The organism is Hymenobacter taeanensis (assembly GCF_013137895.1).
Classification (GTDB): Bacteria; Bacteroidota; Bacteroidia; order Cytophagales; family Hymenobacteraceae; genus Hymenobacter; species Hymenobacter taeanensis.
Genome location: NZ_CP053538.1, coordinates 1,257,753 through 1,278,800, shown reverse-complemented (window position 1 = coordinate 1,278,800; position 21,048 = coordinate 1,257,753). Strand labels below are relative to the sequence as shown.

Here is a 21,048-nt window from a genome sequence, read left to right as displayed (position 1 = left end):
CAATGGGATACTCCGCACTGCTCATTACTTGATAACCCGGGGGCTGCCTTTGTAGTGGATGTCGCTGGCCCCAGAGCTGTGGGAGGAGAGCTCATCGGCCACGGCTACGTAGGCGTCGCTGGCGCCACTGGCCTGCACTTGAGCCCGCTTGCTTTTGAGGTCGTAGGCGCGGTAGTCGCTGCTGCCGCTGATGGAAACTTGCTGACGCTCAGCGTAGCCATTAAGGCGCAGGTCGCTGGCCCCGGAGGCGCTGGCGTTTAGGTTTTTAACGTCGATGTTGAGGGTGATGTCGCTGGCGCCGCTGGCCCGAATGGTAAAGTCGCTGGCCTTAAATGGCGTTTCGCTCTTAATGTCGCAGGCGCCGCTGGCTTCCACGGAGCTCAAGCGCGGGCAGGTGATGTACACCATCACTTTTTCCGTATTTCTCATGCGCTGCAGCAATGAAACATCCCTCTGGTCGCGGTAGATAACCAGCTTGTTGCCCTTTACTTCCGTCTTGATCTGCTCCAGCACCTCGGGCTCAGCCTCTACCCGCACAGAAGTTTGTGCGCCTTGGCGCAACACAACATTTACAGCCCCGGAAGTCTGTAGCATCTCGAAGTTGCCCACCGTACGGGTCTGAGACTTCTGAGCCAGTACGGCTCCTGTGGCAAGCGTAAACAGCGTAGCGGCCAGGGCAGTGCGTAACATGTGCGTGTTCATAAGTAGGAAGGATTAAGGTGACTGGTAACGGGTAGATGGCCAGGCCTGGCCTAGGGTTGCCTAAGCAGCTTATTGCATGCCTGCCGGCCCAACTGTGGAGCTGGCAGAGTCAGAGGTTTGGGGTAATAAATCATTGACTATAAGAAATATATGCATTTATACCCTTGGGTGACAAAAATCTAGGCCAGAAACTATATAGCTGAGCCTACGTATCAGCGCCAACCTCCAGCCGCTGAGCTGGGGTTTCACTAGCTTTTAACGTCATGAATAAGACCCTCCTATTGCTCTCCTGCGCCGCTACTCTGGGCGCCGCTTCCTGTAATCAAAACAAAGAAGCTGCGGTAGATGCCGCTACCACTCCCTCTGCCGATACTGCCGTGGTAGTCCGCGACAACGCTACCGATATAGCCGCCACTGGCTCAGACACGGCTGCTTACCTCACAGAGGCCGACCGCATTGCCGACCGGATTGCCCAGGATCTGCGCCTGACGGATACCGTGGTAGTTACCCGGGTGCAGAAGACCTACTACACCCGCGGCCGCCGCATTCAGCAGGCCAACACCCAGTACGCCACCGATACCACCGGCCGCTACGCTGCCCTGCGCTCCATCAACGACGAAACCGACCGCTCCGTGAAAACCATTGTAACGGACCCGGCGCAGTATAACACCTACACCTCGAACCGCGACGCCTACTACGCCGGTACGCCCTACACACCCTCGACCACTGAAACTACCACTACTACCACGCGCGCCAGCACCCCAGCCCGGCGCCGCGGCCCGGCCATTGTAAAGTATGAGCGCGATGGCGGCGACGTAAAGATTGAATACGCCAATGGCACGAAAGTGAAGATTGACAAAGACGGTGAACGGAAAACCAAGTTCGCCAGCGGCCGCAAAGTGAAAGTAGACGACGATGGCGAGCGTAAAGTGAAAAACTAACCTCAGCCCTTATATAGCAAAAAGCAAGCCCCCACAGCACGTGCTGCGGGGGCTTGCTTTTTGCGTCTGATGCCGGTATAGTGGCCTAGCGCACTCCATACTTCTTCAGGTCGGCATCAATGCGCTGGTTCCAGCGCTCCTGGGCAGGCAGGTCGGTGCCGCCGTGGGTTTCCGTGTCGTACTGGTCCTGCAGGTGGTTCATCTCCGTAAACGACTTCAGATACTGCAGCTGCAAGATGCTGTTATAGTCTTCCACCGTGAGGCTGTCGGGGGTGGCTTTGCGGCGGAATCGCTCTGCTACAATCCGCACCAGGTCAAAGTGGCGCTGCTCGTGGTTGAGGTTGAGGGCCGTTTGCTGACCGAGTGCTACCCAGGAGGAGCTGCGCACCACAAAAATGGAGAGCAGGATATCCAGCTCAACCACCCCATTGCGCACCCGGGGCCGGCCCTGGTAGGCAAAGCCAGGAAACACCGACGCCGCATACTGACCTCTGGGGCGAGGCTGCCCGGTAAAGTCGGCCCAGGTGAGCGGGTGGGCTGGGTCATGGAACACCGTATCAGCCTCGGTGCGGCGGGTAACGTAGCGGAAGGTGGGGTGCACTGCCGTAGCCAAGCGCACATCACTAGCGGCGGCCTGGTTGAGCCAGGTGTTCAGGTAAACCAGAGAGTTGGCCAGAGCTTGCCGCAGGGCGGGTTCTACGGGGGAGCGGTTAGCCGCCGGGCGTACGTATCGGGCCCCGCCGCGGTACTGAGTAAGCGGCACCAGCCGGTCAGGGGTTTGGTAGTCGAAGGCTAAGTCGAGGGAGATTTGCCCTTCTACGGTGCCGTTTGCCGCGGCTTTTTCCTGCACCCGGCACTCCCGCAACCTAATCTGGATAGGGCGCAGCGCCGGATTGCGCGGCAAGCTCTGGCGCACAAACGCCTGGATGGCTGCCAGGCCACCTCCCTGCAAGTCAACGGGCTGAGCCGTGGGCAACGGGGCGCCCGGTTTGGCGGGTGCAGGCACCAGCCACGCCACTGCGGTGCGGTTGGGCCGCTCATCCCGGACCTGCGCCACGTAGAACTGGGTAGGGGTAAAAGGCAGCTTAGCGGGCTGCAGCACCAGAGGAGTCTCACGGAGATTAGCCGGAACAGCAGCGGCAAGAAGCACTACCACGGGCAGCACTAGCCACCAGCCCCAACGACGCATAACCGGCCGCTTGACCGAAAATACAGGCATACAACGGTAAAAGTGGGTGTGCCTGCCTAACACACGGAGTGGCCTGGCGCGTTCACCTGAAAGGCTGGCGCTATGTCCGCCGCCGCGTGCTACCGTATTCTAGAGCCACTCTAGGCACTGGGTTTACACCACCAGGCGCTGTCGGCGGTATTCAGTGGGGCTCTGGCCGGTGTGGCGGCGGAAGGTTTTATTGAAGTGCGATACGTTGCTGAAGCCGCTGGCGTAACACACCTCCGTTACGGGAATATCATCCAGCAGCAGGCGGCAGGCGTGGCCTACGCGGTACTCCTGCAGGAAATCAGTAAGGGTGAGGCGCGTCATTTGCCGGAAGTAGCGGCAGAAGGCCGGCACCGAGAGATTAGCCACCTCCGCTACCTCCTGCACCGACAGTGACGCGCGCTGGTAGTGCTGTTCCAGAAACTGATACACCCGGCTCAGGCGCTGCTGCTCCTTGCCTTGCCGCCCCAGGCCGGCGTGGCCCGCGTGCAGAGAAAGGCAATCAGAAGTAGGAGCCTGGGCCAGGGTTTGCAGCACGCGCAGCAGCGTAAGCAGGCGGGCGAACGGGGGCTCATCCAGGAGGCGGCGCAAGTCGGCTCCTACGGCGGCGCGGGTGTCACCGCCAAACGAGAGGCCCTCGTGGGCGCGGGCCAGTAGCTGACGGATATCGGCCAGCTCCGGGTGCTGCCAAAAGGTGTCGCCCAAGAAGTCAGACCGCAGCTGCACCACAATTTCCTCGAAGGGAATGCCGGCCGGCTGCCCGTAGCTGAACGTCAGGTGAGGCAGGTCGGGCCCGATGAGCACCAGCTCGCCCTCCTCGAAGCGCGAAATATGCTGGCCGATGTGGCGCCGGCCACTGCCCTGGGGCAAGTATACCAGCTCATACTCTGGGTGGTAGTGCCAGAGTAGGTCGCCTTTCTCAACGTTTGTGTAATGCAACAGCGTAAAGGAGCTGTCGGCGGTAGGCTGAATGGGTTCGAATTGGAGCTTCATGACGAGGTTTGGTGCCCGACTGACGGCCAAGTTACTAAATTATAACCGTGTGCATCAATGCAGCACCATAATTTGCCAACCAAGTGGTAGATATGCGCTGATATTGTTAAGACCTTGTGCCTGTATTTGAGCCCGTTGTAAACAGCTGGCTGCAATTGCCTTTCAAACCAGCAGTTGAGGCGGTTTTCACGCCGCACTAAGCTGGTTTTACTAGCGCAAGAATATCAAAAAAATAGGCTGGCTGCACACGCACCACGCCCATAGAATGCAACGGTTGTGGGTGGGATCATGCCGTTGTAGTGTTTCTCCTGCCGTTGGTGGGATCCGGGTGACGGAGAAACGATAGAGAGGCTGAAGCTGTGGGAGCTTCAGCCTCTTTTTTTGTTGGCTCGGCCCAGCAACCCGGCAGCGGCAGCCAGAAGCAGAAAGCACAAACTGGGAGCAACTCCGACCTTTTTTATAACATTAAGGGTTCAAGTGGTCGATATGCGTTTTACACTGTTCTGCTTATTGCTGTTGATTGGGCTGCAGGCCCAAGCGCAGCAGCCCGTCACACCTGCTCCTGCCCAGCCACAGCCCTCGCGCCAAGTGGACCTGGAAAACGTGGAAATTGCCCCCAATGCCCTAGATACTAAAGGCTGGCTACTGCTTGATAAAGACATTCAGACGGAGCTGGAAGGAGCGGTACAGAATATGTACAACTTCAAGTACGACAAGGCGGAAAAGCAATTTCGCTCGCTGCGGCGACGCTATCCTGACCACCCCATGCCCTACTTTTTGCTGGGCCTGAACACGTGGTGGAAGATTATGCCCACCAACATCACCACGGAGCTGTACGACAAAACCTTCTTTGCTTACATGGACACGGCCATAACCAAGGCCGAAACCCAGTATAAGCAGGATAGAAAAAACTACGAAGCCTGCTTTTTCCTGTCGGCGGCGTATGGCTTCGACGCTCGCCTGAATGCTGAGCGTCACAACTGGCGCCAAGCCACCTTGTCAAGCAAGCGCGCCCTGGATTACCTAGATAAGAGCAAGGAAGCGAACGGACTTAGCCCGGAGTTCCTGTTCGGGCAGGCGCTTATTAACTATTACGCCGTCTGGATTTCCAATAACTACAAGCTGCTGAGGCCGGTGCTGCTGTTCTTCCCGAAGGGCAACCAGCAGCTAGGCCTGCAGCAGTTGCGCAGCGTAGCCCAGAATGGCTTCTATACCTCCAATGAGGCCAAGGTATTCCTGATGAAGATTTTGCAGAATCAGGAAAACAAGCCGGAGGAGGCCTTTCCTATTGCTCAGCAAATGGCCAAATCCTTTCCCGATAATGGCTACTTCCAGCGGTTTTACGCCCTCACCTGCTATCAGCAGGGCTATCTGCCCGAGTGCGAGCGGGTAAGCCGGGATATTCTTGAAAAAATTAACCAAGGCCAGCCCGGCTATGAGGCCATCAGTGGCCGCTACGCTACCTTCTTTCTGGGTAGTCTGATGCAAAACCAGTATCAGGATCTGACCAAGGCGCAGGACTACTATAAGCGCTGCGTAGTATTCTCAGAAAGCACCGGCGACACCAAGCAGGGCTTTTATCTCTACTCCCTCCTGAACCTGGCCCGCATTGCTGAAAAACAGAAGAATACCGCCGAGGCCGTACGCTACTACAAAGAGGTAGAGGACAAAGCCGAGCGCAAGTCGGAAGCTTCTAACGAAGCAAAGGCCTATTTGAAGAAGCACCGCAAGTAGGTTAAGACTGAAAAACGACAGCACATCGTAGCAGAGCGCAGTAGTTATCCTAAGGCCAAGCGCCGGTTTTGCTTTTCCAGCGTCAGATAGTAAAGCCAGCCGTTACCGGCCTAATGCGGTTTGGGCCTGGCGGCCAGGGCGGCGTAGCACGTCAAGGGTGTGAGTAAGTAGCTCAGGACCGCCCCAATTGCCGTGGCCGGGCACCACTATACGGGCGCGGGGGTAACGGTCAGCAACCGTTTTAACCGCAACAGGCCACTTCTTAAGGTCGGCATCTTCAATATTGCCGGGGGTGTCGGCGGCCATGTCTCTTACCAGGCAGCCTCCAAAGAGCACGCGTTGCTTGGGCAGCCACGCCACCAAGTTATCGGGGGTGTGGCCAGGGCCGGGGTAAAACAGCTCCAGCCGGGTCTTGCCTGATTCAATAACGGTGAAAGGCTTAATGGCCGGAGTGGGGGCCTCCTGTTTAAGGGCAATGGCCCGGTTGGTAGTCATGGGGCTGCTGACCACTTTAATGTTATTGGCCCGCAGCACCGCCATCCCACCCATGCGGTCTTCGTGGGCGTGGGTGATGACGACCATGCGTACCCGCTGGTGTAGGCTATCGGCCACCCAGCGCAGCAACTGCAGGGTTTGGTCAGAGTCCCAGCCGGTATCCAGTAAAATAGCCCCTTTGGTAGTCTTAACAATCAGCCCATTAGCGGGTATTGGCGCCGCTACGCCGGGCATGTAGCGGTACGAGGTGTGCACGAACACATCGGGCGCTATTTCCTTTACCCGGATGTGCAGTTCAGGCTGGGGAGGGCCAGCAAGTGCTGCCCCGGGCCCCGAGAGCCCGATTAAACTGCCGAGCAGCAACAAAACGAAGAACAAGGTGCGTTGAGCAAAGGCAGCAGCAGGTAATCGGAACATCAGCAAACGAAAGGCAAGCTCGCTAAACGCTTGTGGCCCCCTGAATAGTGCCCCGGCTGGTCATTCTTTTTTCAATGGCCTGGCCTCTCGGGGGCTACCCTTAGGCCGAAGTAAGGTTCAGGATTTGCTGCACATGGTGCTCTAAGTGCATCACGTAGTCCTCGGCCAGCCAGCGTAGCGTTACGCTATACCCGTTATCAAACTCACAGCGGTGGGCGGCGGCGGCGGGTGGCAGCTGGTCTAGCAAGCGAGCAATCTGCTGGTTATACAGGGTCCAGAACTGCAGCAGATCAGTGGTGGGGGTGTACTGGTACTGAAAGAGCGCCACCCACTGATCTTGATCGTATGGAATAATGCGAAGCGGCTCAGGCTTTAGCTGGCTTAGCACAAAGCGCCGGTGGTTATTGGCGGCTGAGTCAATGAGGTGGCCTAGAATCTCCTTCTTCGACCATTGCCCGGGCGCAGGCTTATAGGCCAGTTCATCCTCAGAAAAATTAGGCAGCGAACTGTTTAATAATCCTAATAGCTTCCGTAGTCGGTGACTAATATCTTGCATAATCTTGCATCTCCCAGGCCAATCAAGCGTAACAGGGCGCCGTAGCGTATCCTGAAGTAAGGCAGCCGCCCAACACCAGTACAAAGATGGAATTATCTGAGAACAATCAGGATATATTAGGCTGAAATTCACCGGTTTATCCGAATTTTTCTCTTTTATGTTATATATGGAAACCACTGTCACTCCCGCGCCTTCCCTCACGAAACCTGTGTCCCTGCCGCTACTTTTCCAGCAGCAACGGGCGCGTGCCGAGGCCCTGCGCCGGGAAGGGTGGGAGGCCAGGGCCATGCGGCTACGCAAGCTGAGCCGCTGGATCAACGACAACCGCTCTGCCATTCAGCAGGCCCTGTATGCCGATTTTCGGAAGCCCGCCGCCGAAACCGACGTGTCAGAAATCTGGTCGTCGCAGGTAGAGATTAAGCACACTTTGCGCCACCTGAAGCAGTGGATGGAACCGCGCGTGGTAGGCACGCCCCTCTCCCTAATGGGTACCCGCAGCTGGGTGCAGCATGAGCCCAAAGGAGTCTGCCTGATCATTGCCCCCTGGAACTACCCCTTTTACCTGGCCATCGACCCACTGGCCTCTGCCCTGGCGGCCGGCAATGCCTGCATTATCAAGCCCTCGGAAATAACGCCTACCGTGGCTGCTTTGCTGGCGCGCATGTGCCGCGAAATCTTCGACCCCACGGTAGTAACCGTAGTGGAGGGCGACAAAGACGTGGCTACGGAGCTGCTGAAACTACCCTTCAACCATATTTTCTTCACGGGTAGCCCACAGGTGGGCAAAATTGTGATGCGCGCCGCCGCTGAGCACCTTGCCAGTGTAACGCTGGAGCTGGGCGGCAAAAGCCCCGTGATTGTAGATGACACCGCCGACCTGCGTGATGCCGCCGAGAAAATTGTGTGGGGCAAGGGCATTAACGCCGGCCAGACCTGCGTAGCTCCCGACTATTTGCTGGTGCAGGAGTCGGTGAAGGAGAAGCTGGTAGAAGAAATTAAGGAGGTAGTACAGCGCTTCTACGACCCGGAGGGGGAGGGAGTAGCGGCTTCCAAGTCGTACGCCCGCATTGTGAATGCGCACCACTTCCGGCGGATTGCCGGCCTGCTGGAGGATGCCCAGGCCCAGGGAGCCAATATTCTGCTCGGCGGCACAGTAGATGCCGGCCAGCGGTTTATTGAGCCTACACTGCTGGAGGGCGCCCCTTCCGAGAGCCGCATCATGCAGGAGGAGATATTTGGCCCGCTACTGCCTATAGTTACCTTCCGTACCCTCCTGGAAGCGGCGGCCATTGTAAACTCCCGCCTGCAGCCGCTGGCTTTGTATGTGTTCACGCAGAACAACGAGCACCAGCGCTACCTGCTTCAAAACATTCCCGCTGGCGGCTCCTGCGTCAATGAAACCATCCTGCACCTGGCTCACCCTGATTTACCCTTCGGTGGTTTCGGGAACAGTGGCTTAGGCAAAGCCCACGGCTTCGCGGGGTTTGTGGGGTTCAGTAACGAGAAATCGGTGCTAAAGCAACGCGTGGGCCGCACGGGTATCAAAACCATGTATCCGCCCTACACGCCCAAAGTGAAAAAAATGATAGGCTGGCTGCTGAAGTTCTTTTAGGCTAAGTGAAAAGTGGTGAGTGCATGATGAGGTTATGAAGCGAACTATCCTGACGAGGGCGCTGCTCAGTGGGGTGCCTCGTAACGACAGTTGTGTATTCACAACTTCACCTTTCACCACTTCGCCATTCCGTATGCAAGCCGAGTAGTTTTCGGGAAAATTGTCGAACTTATCCGGGCCCGGCGCCTGCTTGATGGCCGCCGGAGTAGTCCACCATCCCGCCCGCCCGGTTATGTCTTTCACTGAAGCCCAACGCGCCACGCTGCATGCCCTCGCTGATACATTTATTCCTGCGGTGCCAGGGCATGATGCCGAAGACTCTACCTACTGGACGCGGCGCGGTTCTGAAGGCGTAGACCTGGAAAAGATTGCTCAGGTACTGGAGGCGCAACCCACTGGGGCCCGCAAGGAGTTCATGCAGTTGCTGACCCTACTGGAAACGCCCGCCGTAGGCCTCACCTGGTTTGGGCCACTACGGCCATTTAGCCGGCTGGCCCCAGAGCAGCGCGAGAAGCTGCTGCAAAGTTGGGCGGCCAGCAACGTGCCACAGTTCCGGAAGGGCTTTCACGCGCTACGCAAGCTGTTCACCTTCTTATTTTACGGCAGTTCTACGCCGGAGCAGGGCAACTTTGTGTGGGAGCATATTGGCTACCCTGGTCCCCAAACCGAGGATATTGTAGACTCGCCTAGGCCTATCAAAACCTTGCAACCTACCCAGGATGTGGCCTACGAGTGTGATGTGCTGGTGATTGGCAGCGGTGCCGGTGGGGGCGTGGTAGCCGGCGAGCTGGCCGCCGCCGGCCATGATGTGCTGGTGCTCGAAAAAGGGCCTTACTTCCACGGCCCCGACTTTACCCAGCGCGAAGTGGATATGCTAGGCCACCTCTATGATGGCCGCGGTGCCATTAGCACCCAGGATGGTGGTATTGCCCTGCTGGCGGGCTCATGCCTGGGCGGGGGCACCACCGTAAACTGGGCCGGCGCTTTCCGTACCCCCGACTATGTGCTGCAAGAGTGGGCCCGGGAGCACCAAGTGCCGCATTTCACTTCGCTTGATTTCAAAAAGAGCCTCGATGCCGTGAGCAGGGCCCTGAGCGTGAACATTGACTACCAGCGCCACAACGGCCAAAACCAGGCGCTCTGGGATGGCTCTACTAAGCTAGGCCAGGAGGTAAAGCTGATTCCGCGCAATGAGAAGGGCCTCACCGATACCGAGCAACACTTTCAGGGGCTGGGCTACAGCTGCTTCGGCGACCGGCACGGCGTGAAGCAAGGCACCCTCAATACCTATCTGCAACAGGCCTACAACCACGGCGCCCGCCTGCTGACCGACACCCACGTGGAGCGCATTACTATTGCTGGTAACCGAGCCACCGGTGCCGAGGCCGTGCACACCACGGCTGATGGGCGCGCGATGCGCGTAACGGTGCGGGCCCGGCGGGTAGTGGTGGCGGGAGGCTCTATTCAGACGCCCGCCTTGCTGCTGCGCAGTGGCCTGAAGCACCCACACATTGGGGAGCACCTGCACCTGCACCCCACGGTGGCAGTTTCAGCGCACTATGCACACGCCATCAATCCGTGGCACGGGCCCATGATGTCGGTGGTGAATGACTGCTTCACGATGCTGGACGGTACCAACTTTGGCGTGAAGCTGGAAACGCCGCCGGCCCACAGCGGCCTGATGGCCATGGTGCTGCCTTGGCGCTCTGGCGAGCAGCACAAAGACATGATGCGCCAAGCGGCCCACCTGGGCTCGTTCATTGTGCTCACCCGTGACCGGGATGGGGGCTGCGTGAAGGTAGATAAGCACGGCGCTCCACTCATCGACTACGTGCTCAGTGACTTCGACCGCAACCACCTGCTGCAGGGGGTACGTGCTGCCGCCGAAATTCACGTGGCTGCCGGCGCCGATGCTGTGTATTTGCCCCACGGCACACTACCCATTTTGCACGCCCGAAACGGGGTGGCCCAAAATCCGGAGGTGCTGGAGCAGCTGCCGCACCTGGGCTGGAAGCCCAACCAGTTCAGTCTCTATAGCGCCCACCAAATGAGCACCTGCCGCATGGGCGGCGACGCAGGTACCCACCCTACTAGCCCCACCGGCGAGCTATACGAAGTAGGCAACCTGTACGTGGCCGATGCCTCGGCTTTTCCGGCTTGTAGCGGGGTGAACCCTATGCTTACCATCATGGCCCTGGCTCACTACACGGCCCAACACCTGAAAACCAGCAACCCCGCTGTGCGCTCGGGAGCGGCGGCTACGGTGGCGGTGGGGTAGAGGATACCGGTGGCCAAGGGCGGTATAACCGTGCAGTATGGTTTTCGCGTATGCGGAGGCACACGCACCCTGTTGTACTATGTCTGCTGCCCGATTACTCCTCGCCCTGGCCCTCACTACCACCCTTGCCTCTAGCTGCGCCCGGCGTAACCGGAATATTCCGGCGGCAAAGTCGGAGGCCACTCCCGCACCCGCTCCCGTGGTGGCCTCCTCGGCCGCCCGCGACCTAACCGACGTGCTGACGGATGAGCTCAACCTAACCGGAGACCAGCCCAAGCAGGTGCGTGCCATTTTTACGGAAACGGCTGAGAAAGCCAATGCAGCCCAGCGCCAGTACAGCGCCAACCGCCCCGCCATGATGGCCGAGCTAAAGCGCATTAATGCCAACTCCGATAAAGAACTACAACAGGTGCTCACGGCCTCGCAATACCAGAAGCTGAAAGTAAAGCAGCGCCAGGTGCAGGAGCAGATGCGCGCCCGCAAAGCCAACAAGTAAGCCCGCTTACGTGGCCTAGCGCACTTTGGCCCTACTCAGGAACTTGCTGAACAGGCCGGGTGCCAGCCGCTTTAGAAGCACTCCCCATGTTTCGCGGCCCCCGATGTATACCTCATTGCGGCCTTGCGCAATGGCCCGGCTAGCTTGGCGGGCGAGTTCCGCAGGGGCCAGGCCCTTGGCCGTGGCCTCATCCATCGTCCCGAGCGGGGTGCCATCACCCGTGAGGGCATTCACCGAAACCCCGGTTTTCACAAAACCAGGGCAGATGATGGTAACCCCCACGCCGGTGTCCGTTAGCTCTGCCCGCAGAGAATCAAAGAACCCATGTAGCGCGTGCTTGGAGGCCGCATATGCTGAGCGGTAGGGCGTCCCGAACTTGCCCACTAAACTACTTACCACGGCTATGCGCCCGGAGCCCTGCTGCAGCAGATGGGGCAATACGCCTTTGGTCAGGGCTACTGTGCCAAAGTAGTTAACCTCCATAAGTTGCCGATCTACACTAAGACTGGTTTCGAGGACCAAAGAGCGTTGGCTGATACCGCCGTTATTAAGGAGCACATCTAGGCGGCCGTAGTGCGCAAACACCTCCTGAATGGCCCCCGCAAAACTAGCGGGCTGTGCTAAGTCCAGGGGCACTACCAAGGTCTCGGCGGGGGCGCAGGCGGCGGCTACTTTCTCAAGAGCCTCTTGGTTACGGGCTGAGAGAATCAGGCGTGCACCCTGGCGGGCATATTCATGGGCTAAAGCCTCGCCAATGCCGGCAGAGGCCCCCGTAATCCAGACAACTTGCGGTGTGCTATGCATGCGCCCAAGATACAGGAATAGCAAACTTTAGCCGGAGCCCAGGCCCCCCAGGCAACTCTTTATCAGGATGATGCATCTGGCGTGCTGTTGCCGTGGGGGCTTGTGGCCAGCCACGGAAGATTAGCTGTCACGTTAACGGTTCATTCTGATGAAAAAGACCTTCTTAGCTGGTTTACTGCTGGCTGGTGCCAGTGCCCAGGCCCAATCTACACCTGAGGTGCAGGCTCTCACGCGCCGCCTCAATGAACTGGCTCGCAACCCCGATGAGCCGGCCACGGAGGTGCGTGCCCAGCTCAGCAATTGCCACTTTACGGAAGTGATAAGAAAGTACCGCCGCGACGGCAGCGCGTCTGGGGCGTTTCAGGTCAGCCACCAGAAAAACGGCGCCGACTGGGCCGTGAAGTCTGATGATAAAGTAGAGTTTGAGCTGCGCCTGGGAGTAGAGTGGAGTCAGGTAACGGCCCTTACCTACGCTCCTGCCCACGATGAAGAGAAGAACCGCCACTACTACGAAATAAAAATAACCCGCCGCCCGCCCGGCAAAAACGACAGCACCACGCTAGAGATGCCCGTGTATACCACCGATGAAGCCGTGGTGCGTGACTTGGTGCAGCGCCTGGAGAAGATACGCCGCAGCTGCAGCGCCAAAGGCTAGGCCAGTAGAGGTGAGCAGCCAGTAGAGCCGGAGGGGGAACGGCTGCGCTAGGCTACTGCCTGCCCTTCTGGCCCTAGGCTAGCAAGTGGCGGCTCCCGGCTTACAACCCGCTACGGAGCTCAGCCGTTTGTAGGCTACTGCTCTCACTCCCCTCTTCGTATGCCAGCCCGTACCTATATTCTGCACTTTGACCCTAAGCTGAGTCAAAACCCCAACGGCAACGATGTGCGCGACGGGCTTTCGGCGGCCGTGCTCACCGGCGACAACCTCTGGCTCTGCTGCGATGAGCGAACCACTCTGGAGCGCCTGCGTCGTACGGGCCCCCGCAGCTTTGGGCAGCACTGCAGCTACAAGCTCTCGGAGCTGGTTGACTTACCCGAGAAAGCTACGGAGGAGATAGACCTGGAGGGCATGGGTGAAGCCGAAAATTACCTCTGGGTGCTGGGCTCGCACAGCATCAAGCGTAAAAACGCCAAACCCGAGGAGCCTACTGTTGCCAAGCAAATCAAGCGGCTGGCCAAGATTGTAGTGGCGCCTAACCGCTGCTTGCTGGCCCGCATACCGCTGGTGCGCAACCCCAAATCCGGCGACTACGAGCTGTGCAAAACCGCTAAGCACCCCACGGCCAGTGGGCAAACCTTGCGCGCTGCCCAACTGCGCGGCGACAAGAACGGCACCAATGAACTGCTGAAAGTATTGGCCAAGGATGCCCACCTGGGCCCGGCCCTGAAGGTACCCGCTAAAGACAATGGCCTTGATATTGAAGGCCTGGCTGCCTCTCCCGATGGCCGCCTGTTTCTGGGGCTGCGGGGACCGGTGCTGCACGGCTGGGCCATAGTGTTGGAAATCAGGCCTGAGGAATACAAAAAGGGCAGGCTCCGGCTAGGTGAGCTGGAAGGGGGTGAGCATAAGCTCTATAAAAAGCACTTCCTGGATTTGCGCGGTATGGGCATCCGGGAAATCAGGCAGCAGGGCACCGACCTGTTTATTCTGGCTGGCCCCACCATGGACCTCGACGGCACCATTGCCATTTACCGCTGGCGCAATGCACTGTTTCAGGCGCACGACAGCCTCACGCCCGCCGACCAGCTGGAGCGCCTGCTCGACGTGCCCCACCTCCCGCACCTAGACCGGGCCGAGGGTATGGCTCTGCTCAGCGAGCAGGAAATGCTGGTGGTGTTTGATAAGCCTGCCCCCGCCCGCAAGCCCCGCCCACACACTGCCCTGGCTAATACCTACCCGCTACCTACCGGGCCCAGTGTAGCCTAGCGCCCTACCCCAAACTCGCATTCGGCCGCAAATCCACACCTTTGCACCTATCACTTGCTCCCCACCATGGCTGCTAAATCGTTGCTCCGTACGCCGGAAACCACTCATCGCGTTCTGTTTCAGGACTGCGACATGCTAGGCCACCTCAACAACGCCCGCTACCTCGACTACTTCCTGAATGCTCGCGAAGAGCATACTATTCAGCACTACGCCCTCAACCTAGGCCAGTTGGCGCAGGAGCTGGGCGCCGGTTGGGTAATATCTAAACACCACATTGCCTACCTGCGCCCCGCCCAGCATGCTGAGCTGGTTCGCATCAAAACCCAGCTTATTCATTTCGATAACTCCAACCTAGTGGTTGAGATGCAGATGCTAAGCGAAGATGGCTTGCGCCTGAAAGCGGTGCTATGGTCGGAAATGACCTTTGTACGGGTGCCCGGTGGTACACGTACTGAGCACTCCGACGACCTCATGGACATGCTGGAGCAACTTGATGTGGAGGACGTCAGCTATGACCCCGATGGGTTTGATGACCGCGTAAAGCGCCTGCGCAAACAGCTGAAGCACGAGCGCAGTGAGTAGGCCGATGGGCACCAGCCTAAGCCACAATTTTATAAGCAAATTAGCTCAACTGAAGGCACCCATTTTACAACCCCCACGGATACCACCCGTTAAAGAAAAGCCGATGCTACTCCGCGTAGCGTCGGCTTTTTATTTTCTGTACTAAACGTAAAACCATATGAGCCTCTTTGGAAGCGACGCCTTGAAAGGCAAAAAAATAGCCATTATTGCCACCGACGGTTTTGAGCAGTCGGAGTTGGAAAAGCCCAAGAAATACCTGGAAGGCGAAGGGGCTGAAACCCACGTAATCTCCCTTAAGAGTGGCTCTATTAAGGGCTGGGATGAGAAAGACTGGGGTGATAAAGTAGATGTAGATAAAGTAATTGGCGACGTGAAAGTTGCCGACTACGATGCCCTGGTGTTGCCCGGCGGCCAAATGAACCCCGATGTGCTGCGCACCAAGCCTGAAGTGGTACGCTTCATTGGCGAGTTTGTGCGTTCCGGCAAGCCCGTAGCCGCCATCTGCCACGGCCCCTGGACGCTGATTGAGGCCGACGTAGTGCGCGGCAAGAAGCTCACCAGCTGGCCCAGCCTCCAAACCGATATAAAAAATGCCGGCGCCCATTGGGTTGATGAAACGGTAGTGGTAGATGGTAACCTCATCACCAGCCGTAACCCCCAGGATATTCCTAACTTCAACGAGAAGATCAAGGAAGCCTTGGTGAAAGACTCAGTAAACGCCTAGGCGCAAGCCTGTCACTCATAAAAAGCCCCACTGGCCTATGCGGCCGGTGGGGCTTTTTTGTAGCCGGTGGCGCGGTGGCCTACGAAACTCGTAGCAACAGCTCACTTGCCCAGCGGTGGTAAATGACGTAAAAGCTTACATCAAACAAAAACAGGAAACCGCCCTGTATCCATAAGGAGCGCCCGTATCCCAGGAGACGCTCAGGGCGGGTAGCCACCGCCGTGCCTGCCCGGGCTCTGAACCAACTGCCCACGCATACGTAGGCCACATCAAGGCCCGCATTAAAGAGCAAAATCTTCTCGAAGTTAAATTGTGCCGTCAGGCTTTCAGGCAGGGTAAGGTTGGCTACGTGCGCCGGGTTGGCCTGCAAGATTCCCCATACAGCTAACAGCGTGTTTACCATGTTCCAGCCCACATTCATGAGGTGAAAGTGGTACGCCTCTGTGCGGGCATCGTGCTGCTTCACGAGGTAGCCACTAATCAGCAGATTCAGTAGGGCCCAGGTGCCCAGCACTGCCATGCCGCGCTCAGCCAGTAGCTCACGGGCGTGATTTATAGCGGGTAATATTTCGGCGGAAGGAGTAAGCAACGGTATAGCAGCTTGAGAAATGCACAGGACAATTAATGGAACGCAAAAGAGGAAGCCGGATGGGCTTCCTCTTGCAATTATATTTTGAGCAGTAGCGGCTGTGCTTAGTTGGAAATACCGATGCCTACATATACCTGGAACATACCGTTCTTGATAGCATTAACGGTTTTAGTGCCGGTCTTAGACAAGTCTTGGTCTTGGATGATATCGGCAAAGCCAGCCGTATAACGACCACCCACGCGGGCCGGGCCTACGCGAGCTTCCAGGCCAGCAGCAAGGCCATAATCGAGGCTGTTGTAGCTGTAGCCATATACATTGTTGTCGTCCGCAATTTTACGCTCTCTGTCGCCTTCCTTCACTTTGGTCAGCAACGATACCTGTGGGCCCACATGCACGCTCACGTTATCGAGGAAGTTGTACACCAGCAGCACAGGCACCTGTAGGTAGTCGAGGCGGGTGGTGTAAGTGCCGGTTTGAGTGGTATTGGCGGGGTTGCTGCCCTTAAAGCCCTGGCGGCTGTACAGGATTTCAGGCTGCAGTGAGAACTTATCATTAAAGCTAAACTGGGAATATACCCCCGCGTGGAAGGTATTATAAATCCCTTCGTTACCGAAGTTCTTCTTATCGTCGCCCCGGAAGTTAGAGGCTGTAAAGCCGCCTTTTATACCGAAGCCGTTGTTGCGGGAGCCGTTGCCGCCCGAAGAATAGTCAGTGGAAGAAGCTAAGCGGCCCGAGCGGGGGCCGGTAGTTGTGTCTTGGGCAAATGCGGCTACGCTGAGGGCACAGCAGGAGAGGAGGAGAGCTACTTTTTTCATAAGGAGAGAGCAATGAAGCATGGAGGGGCGAATACCGAGCTGGGGTGCAAGAGCGGCTAAAAAGCATCGGTAAAGTGCTATACTAACGCGCCGTCAGAAGGTTACAGCAGTAGACCATCCAAAGCATAAATTTTGCACCCTGAAGCAGTAGAAAATATCAGGTATAATAATACCTTTGGCTCTTTACGGCCGCCGCCAGATTGGCTTTGTTAGGGGTGTTAGCTCAGTTGGTTTAGAGCACTACCTCGACAAGGTAGGGGTCACTGGTTCGAGCCCAGTACGCCCCACAGCAAAGTCACCTGCCTCATAGCTTGCCAGTGAGGCAGAAACGAATCTCCTGAAAAGCCCGACCGCAAGGTCGGGCTTTTGCATTTGCGGGCAGCTGAAACGGCGCAGAACAAAAAATGTCGATAACTGCCTGACTTTTAATTTGTAGCCTGCCGGAAGCCCAGCGCTCAAATGGCCGATAGTACAGTTTCAAGAGGAGTAAGTACACACTAAAGTGGAAGGCCTGGCAGTAACTCCAAGCTCAACAATAGCAGCCACCTTCTTGGTACGCTATACACTCCTGCCTATTAGGCTGGTTTTTGCAAGATAAAGGGGGATTTACAACGTGCAAATGCACATAATATACCTCCAGAGCTGTCTAGCATGCGACCGTGGGCGGTACCGCAATTCATGCCAAAAAACTCCCAACCACAGCTGTGCATACTATGCTTATCTGTACAGTATATTATATTTTTCTAATACGGTAAGTGCTGGCTTACTTATATATGGATATCGTATAATTGAAAAACTAACGCCTTTTAATTAAAATTTAACGACTGTATTTTGTTTAAGTTATGAATCTGTTACTTCTTGGGGTTGATTATTGAAAAAACTTCAAACTCCAAAGAAGAACACATGAGGAAAACATTACTGTTGTTCCCTTTCACGGTTCTCGCAATAGCCAGCCACGACGTGCAGGCTCAAACGCGCACTGTAACTGGTCAGGTAGTTGGAGCCGACGGCGCTGGGTTGCCGGGGGTTACCGTGATTGTAAAAGGAGGCGCTCAGGGCACCTCTACTGACGTAAATGGTCGGTACTCCTTGGCGGTGCCCGCCAATGCTACTACGCTAGTGTACTCCTTCATTGGCTACTCGCCCAAAGAAGTGGCTATTGGCACCCAGTCTAGCATAAACGTAGCGCTAGCCAGTAGCTCTACTGGTCTTGATGAGGTAGTGGTGGTGGGGTACGGTACCCAAACTAAGCGTGAGCTAACCGGCTCTATTGCTACGGTAAGCGGTAAGGAAATTGCTACCGCTCCGGTGCAGAGCTTTGACCAGGCCCTGCAGGGACGGGCTTCGGGCGTGAACATCACTACCCCCAACGGGGTGTTGAACAACCCGCCTGTAATTCGGGTGCGGGGCGTTAACTCTATCTCACTTAGCTCTGAGCCGCTCATCGTAATCGACGGCATTCCGGCCTTCAGCGGTAACAGCTCAGCGGTTGGTAGCGTGGCCAACAACCCGCTCGGTAACCTGAACCCCAGCGACATTGAGAGCATGGAGGTGTTGAAAGATGCCTCTGCCACGGCTATTTATGGCTCCCGGGCCGCTGGTGGAGTTATTCTGGTAACTACCAAGAAGGGCAAGCGCGGCCAGAGCCGCATTTCGCTCGACTCCTGGGCGGGCGTATCGAGGCCGGTGCGCCTTTATGACGTGCTGAATGCCCAGCAGTACATAGATATCAAGAACGAAGCCGTTCGGAACCTGAACGCTAACCGGGCTGCTATTGGCGCTGCTGCCACCAACGTGGAAGGCTTCCGACCTACGCTGGATGCTAACGGCAACGTTATCGACACACGTTGGTACGACTATATCTACCGCACGGGCTTCGCAACTTCCAACACCGTTAATTTCTCAGGCGGTACCGATAAAACTACGTACTACACCTCCATCGGCTACTCTGATCAGAAGGGTATGCTGGAGAAAAACGAGTTCAAGCGCATGTCGGCTCGCCTGAACATCGACCATAAGGTGTATAAGACGTTCTCCATCGGCACCCGAATTGGCTACTCCAACACCAAAAACTCTTCGCCAAATTCCGGTTCCGTGGCCGATGGTGCATTTGGTACAGCAGGCCTGGGTCGTTTGCCGCTGGTGTTGCCGCCTAACCTACCGGCCTTTAATCCCGATGGCAGCTACAACACGTACCAGGCCGGTATTGGCCCCGGGGCTAACCTGAACCCAACCGGCACAAACGGGGCGGCCCTTTACCCTGGCTACTACAACCCCGTAGTAGATCTGGAAAACAACTACTTCCGCTCTGATGGAAATCAGATTGAAGGAAGCGTGTATGCCAACTGGGAAGTGATTCCGGGTCTGAATGCCCGCACTACCTATGGCATTAACAACATTAACTTTGAAGACCGGGCTTTCTATACCGCTATTGCCGGCGACGGCTATTCCTCCGGCGGACAAGCGCTTAACTACTCCCGCACCAACCGGCGCTGGAACTGGCAGAACACGCTGCAGTACGACAAAACCCTGGGCGGCAATCACAACTTCTCGTTCTTGGTTGGTAACGAGCAGCAGCACACCGAGATTCTGCGCTGGGGCGCTAACCGGACGGGCGTAGCCGATAATTTCTTCAACACTTTTGAGGGCAACTTCACCAATATTGCCGCATCCGGCAACTTCCAGGGCGAGAACTACCTGCTCTCGTACTTCAGCCGCCTGAACTACGATTTCGGCAAGAAGTATCTGGCCTCTATCAACTTCCGCCGCGACGGCTACTCAGCCTGGGCCAAGAAGTGGGGTAACTTCTACGGGGCATCATTGGGCTATATCATTTCAGAAGAAGGCTTCTGGAAAAACGCTTCCGTTCTGGCGCCCATCAACTTCCTGAAGTTCACGGGTAGCTACGGTGAAGTGGGCAACAGCCAGGGTATTGGCGACTATGCTTCGCTGCAGACATATGGTTCGGGCCTGTACGGCGGCTCGGCCAGCATCTTCTACAACCTTGCCGGTAACCCTGCTCTCACCTGGGAAACCAGCAAAAAGACCGATGTGGGAGTAACCTTCGGGCTGCTGGAAGACCGGATTCAGGGTGATGTAACCTACTACCGCAACCTGGTAGATGGTCTGATTTTGCCCGTACCCCAGGCCCCATCCAAAGGCGTGCCTAACAACAGTATTGATGCTAACGTGGGCTCCATGCGCAACACTGGCATCGAGGTAAACCTGAAGTTCAACGCTGTCCAGAAGAAGGATTTCAGCTGGACGATGAGCGGCAACTTCACCACCCAGAAAAACCGGGTACTGGCCCTGGCTACTGAAGGCCAGCGCATTGGCACAGCTACCTCGGGCCTCGAAACGGTGAACTACACGCTCGTAGGCCACTCTGTAGGCGAAATTTTGGCGGTGAAGTCATTGGGTGTGAACCCGGCCAATGGCCAGCGCATGATTCAGAAGGCGGATGGTACCGTTGTGCAGTACAACCACCTGGGCACCACCGGCCCCGGCTCTACTGGCTGGACCACGCTGGACGGCAAAAATACCAGCGCCCCCACGCAGCTGACCGACGGACAGTATTTCGGTCCCACGCTGCCAAAGTGGTTTGGCGGTTTCGACAACAGCTTCCGCTACAAGAGCTTTGATCTGGGTGTGTTCATTCAGTACTCAGGCGGCAACTACATCTATAACGGTACCAAGGCTGGCCTCCACGACCAGCGCTTCTGGAACAACAACGTGGATATTCTGGAGCGCTGGACGGAGCAGAATACCGATGCCAAATGGCCCCGCGTGGTGTACGGCGACAACGTGTCGAACGGATCGGCGCTGGTAATGTCTTCGAACGTGGAGAAGGGTGACTTTGCTCGTTTGCGCAACGTTACACTGGGCTACACCTTCAATCCAGAGCTGATTGGACGTCTTAAAATGGCCAGCGCCCGCTTCTACGTGCAAGTACAGAACGCCGCCCTGCTGACGAAGTACTCGGGTATTGATCCTGAAATTTCCACCAACACGGCAGTAGGCCAGACCGGCAACACCGGCGCTGGCGTCGACCGCAACTCTGTGGGCCAGGCCCGCACGTACACGGCCGGCTTCAACATTGGTTTCTAGGTTTTAAAAACAGCATTCTGATGCATAGCTCAATAAAAAGAAACGTTACGGTAGCCGTTATTT

General features: G+C 56.9%; 18 protein-coding genes and 1 tRNA gene. 11 read left to right on the top strand and 8 right to left on the bottom strand.

Going from position 1 to position 21,048, the window contains the following annotated elements; all coding sequences use genetic code 11:
- Nucleotides 1-24: 24 nt before the first annotated feature.
- A complete protein-coding gene (locus HMJ29_RS05420; protein WP_171590514.1) occupies nt 25-702 on the bottom strand; it encodes a head GIN domain-containing protein in 678 nt (225 codons plus the stop codon).
- Between the two features lie 263 nt (nt 703-965).
- Between HMJ29_RS05420 and HMJ29_RS05415 the strand changes: the two genes are divergently transcribed.
- Nucleotides 966-1,643 carry a T-complex 10 C-terminal domain-containing protein gene (locus HMJ29_RS05415; RefSeq protein ID WP_171590513.1) on the top strand — a complete coding sequence of 226 codons (678 nt, stop codon included), beginning with the start codon at nt 966-968 and terminating at the stop codon, nt 1,641-1,643.
- Nucleotides 1,644-1,728: 85 nt separating this feature from the next.
- On the opposite strand, the gene HMJ29_RS05410 is transcribed toward HMJ29_RS05415, so the two are convergent.
- Nucleotides 1,729-2,862 (bottom strand): hypothetical protein, encoded by a 1,134-nt coding sequence (locus HMJ29_RS05410; RefSeq protein ID WP_171590512.1) that lies wholly within the window; start codon nt 2,860-2,862, stop codon nt 1,729-1,731.
- A gap of 123 nt (nt 2,863-2,985) precedes the next feature.
- Entirely contained in the window at nt 2,986-3,852 is an 867-nt protein-coding gene (locus HMJ29_RS05405; RefSeq protein ID WP_171590511.1) for an AraC family transcriptional regulator, read from the bottom strand.
- A 486-nt stretch (nt 3,853-4,338) separates the two neighbouring features.
- Between HMJ29_RS05405 and HMJ29_RS05400 the strand changes: the two genes are divergently transcribed.
- Nucleotides 4,339-5,586, top strand: coding sequence for a tetratricopeptide repeat protein (locus HMJ29_RS05400; protein ID WP_171590510.1), 1,248 nt, complete (start codon nt 4,339-4,341; stop codon nt 5,584-5,586).
- 102 nt (nt 5,587-5,688) lie between these two features.
- Here HMJ29_RS05400 and bla read toward each other — a convergent pair whose 3' ends face one another.
- Both bla and HMJ29_RS05390 read right to left on the bottom strand, forming a co-directional pair.
- Nucleotides 5,689-6,498, bottom strand: coding sequence for a subclass B1 metallo-beta-lactamase (gene bla, locus HMJ29_RS05395; protein WP_171590509.1), 810 nt, complete (start codon nt 6,496-6,498; stop codon nt 5,689-5,691).
- 100 nt (nt 6,499-6,598) lie between these two features.
- Nucleotides 6,599-7,054, bottom strand: coding sequence for a DinB family protein (locus HMJ29_RS05390; RefSeq protein ID WP_171590508.1), 456 nt, complete (start codon nt 7,052-7,054; stop codon nt 6,599-6,601).
- Nucleotides 7,055-7,220: 166 nt separating this feature from the next.
- On the opposite strand from HMJ29_RS05390, the gene HMJ29_RS05385 reads away from it, so the two are divergent.
- From HMJ29_RS05385 to HMJ29_RS05375, 3 genes are all read left to right on the top strand, one after another.
- Complete coding sequence (locus HMJ29_RS05385) at nt 7,221-8,666, top strand: aldehyde dehydrogenase family protein (protein ID WP_244678797.1); 1,446 nt, start codon at nt 7,221-7,223, stop codon at nt 8,664-8,666.
- 232 nt (nt 8,667-8,898) lie between these two features.
- On the top strand, nt 8,899-10,944 hold the full coding sequence (locus HMJ29_RS05380) for an FAD-dependent oxidoreductase (RefSeq protein WP_171590506.1): 2,046 nt from the start codon (nt 8,899-8,901) through the stop codon (nt 10,942-10,944).
- 79 nt (nt 10,945-11,023) lie between these two features.
- Entirely contained in the window at nt 11,024-11,440 is a 417-nt protein-coding gene (locus HMJ29_RS05375; RefSeq protein ID WP_171590505.1) for a DUF4890 domain-containing protein, read from the top strand.
- Between the two features lie 15 nt (nt 11,441-11,455).
- Here HMJ29_RS05375 and HMJ29_RS05370 read toward each other — a convergent pair whose 3' ends face one another.
- Complete coding sequence (locus HMJ29_RS05370; RefSeq protein WP_171590504.1) at nt 11,456-12,244, bottom strand: SDR family oxidoreductase; 789 nt, start codon at nt 12,242-12,244, stop codon at nt 11,456-11,458.
- Nucleotides 12,245-12,392: 148 nt separating this feature from the next.
- Here HMJ29_RS05370 and HMJ29_RS05365 point away from each other — a divergent pair, with 148 nt between their 5' ends.
- The 4 genes from HMJ29_RS05365 to HMJ29_RS05350 all read left to right on the top strand — a co-directional run bounded on the left by HMJ29_RS05365 (nt 12,393) and on the right by HMJ29_RS05350 (nt 15,474).
- The gene (locus tag HMJ29_RS05365) at nt 12,393-12,899 is read left to right on the top strand and encodes a hypothetical protein (protein WP_171590503.1); all 507 of its coding nucleotides are present in this window, start codon (nt 12,393-12,395) and stop codon (nt 12,897-12,899) included.
- A 159-nt stretch (nt 12,900-13,058) separates the two neighbouring features.
- A complete protein-coding gene (locus HMJ29_RS05360; protein WP_171590502.1) occupies nt 13,059-14,168 on the top strand; it encodes a DUF3616 domain-containing protein in 1,110 nt (369 codons plus the stop codon).
- Nucleotides 14,169-14,234: 66 nt separating this feature from the next.
- Nucleotides 14,235-14,750, top strand: coding sequence for an acyl-CoA thioesterase (locus tag HMJ29_RS05355; RefSeq protein ID WP_171590501.1), 516 nt, complete (start codon nt 14,235-14,237; stop codon nt 14,748-14,750).
- Between the two features lie 157 nt (nt 14,751-14,907).
- Nucleotides 14,908-15,474: a type 1 glutamine amidotransferase domain-containing protein gene (locus tag HMJ29_RS05350; RefSeq protein WP_171590500.1), complete on the top strand. Its 567-nt coding sequence runs from the start codon at nt 14,908-14,910 to the stop codon at nt 15,472-15,474.
- A gap of 79 nt (nt 15,475-15,553) precedes the next feature.
- Here HMJ29_RS05350 and HMJ29_RS05345 read toward each other — a convergent pair whose 3' ends face one another.
- On the bottom strand, nt 15,554-16,063 hold the full coding sequence (locus tag HMJ29_RS05345) for a DUF6992 family protein (protein WP_171590499.1): 510 nt from the start codon (nt 16,061-16,063) through the stop codon (nt 15,554-15,556).
- 104 nt (nt 16,064-16,167) lie between these two features.
- On the bottom strand, nt 16,168-16,878 hold the full coding sequence (locus HMJ29_RS05340; RefSeq protein ID WP_171590498.1) for a porin family protein: 711 nt from the start codon (nt 16,876-16,878) through the stop codon (nt 16,168-16,170).
- Between the two features lie 212 nt (nt 16,879-17,090).
- On the opposite strand from HMJ29_RS05340, the gene HMJ29_RS05335 reads away from it, so the two are divergent.
- A tRNA-Val gene (locus HMJ29_RS05335) sits at nt 17,091-17,165 on the top strand.
- A gap of 616 nt (nt 17,166-17,781) precedes the next feature.
- Nucleotides 17,782-20,985 (top strand): SusC/RagA family TonB-linked outer membrane protein, encoded by a 3,204-nt coding sequence (locus HMJ29_RS05330; RefSeq protein WP_171590497.1) that lies wholly within the window; start codon nt 17,782-17,784, stop codon nt 20,983-20,985.
- Nucleotides 20,986-21,048 lie beyond the last annotated feature (63 nt).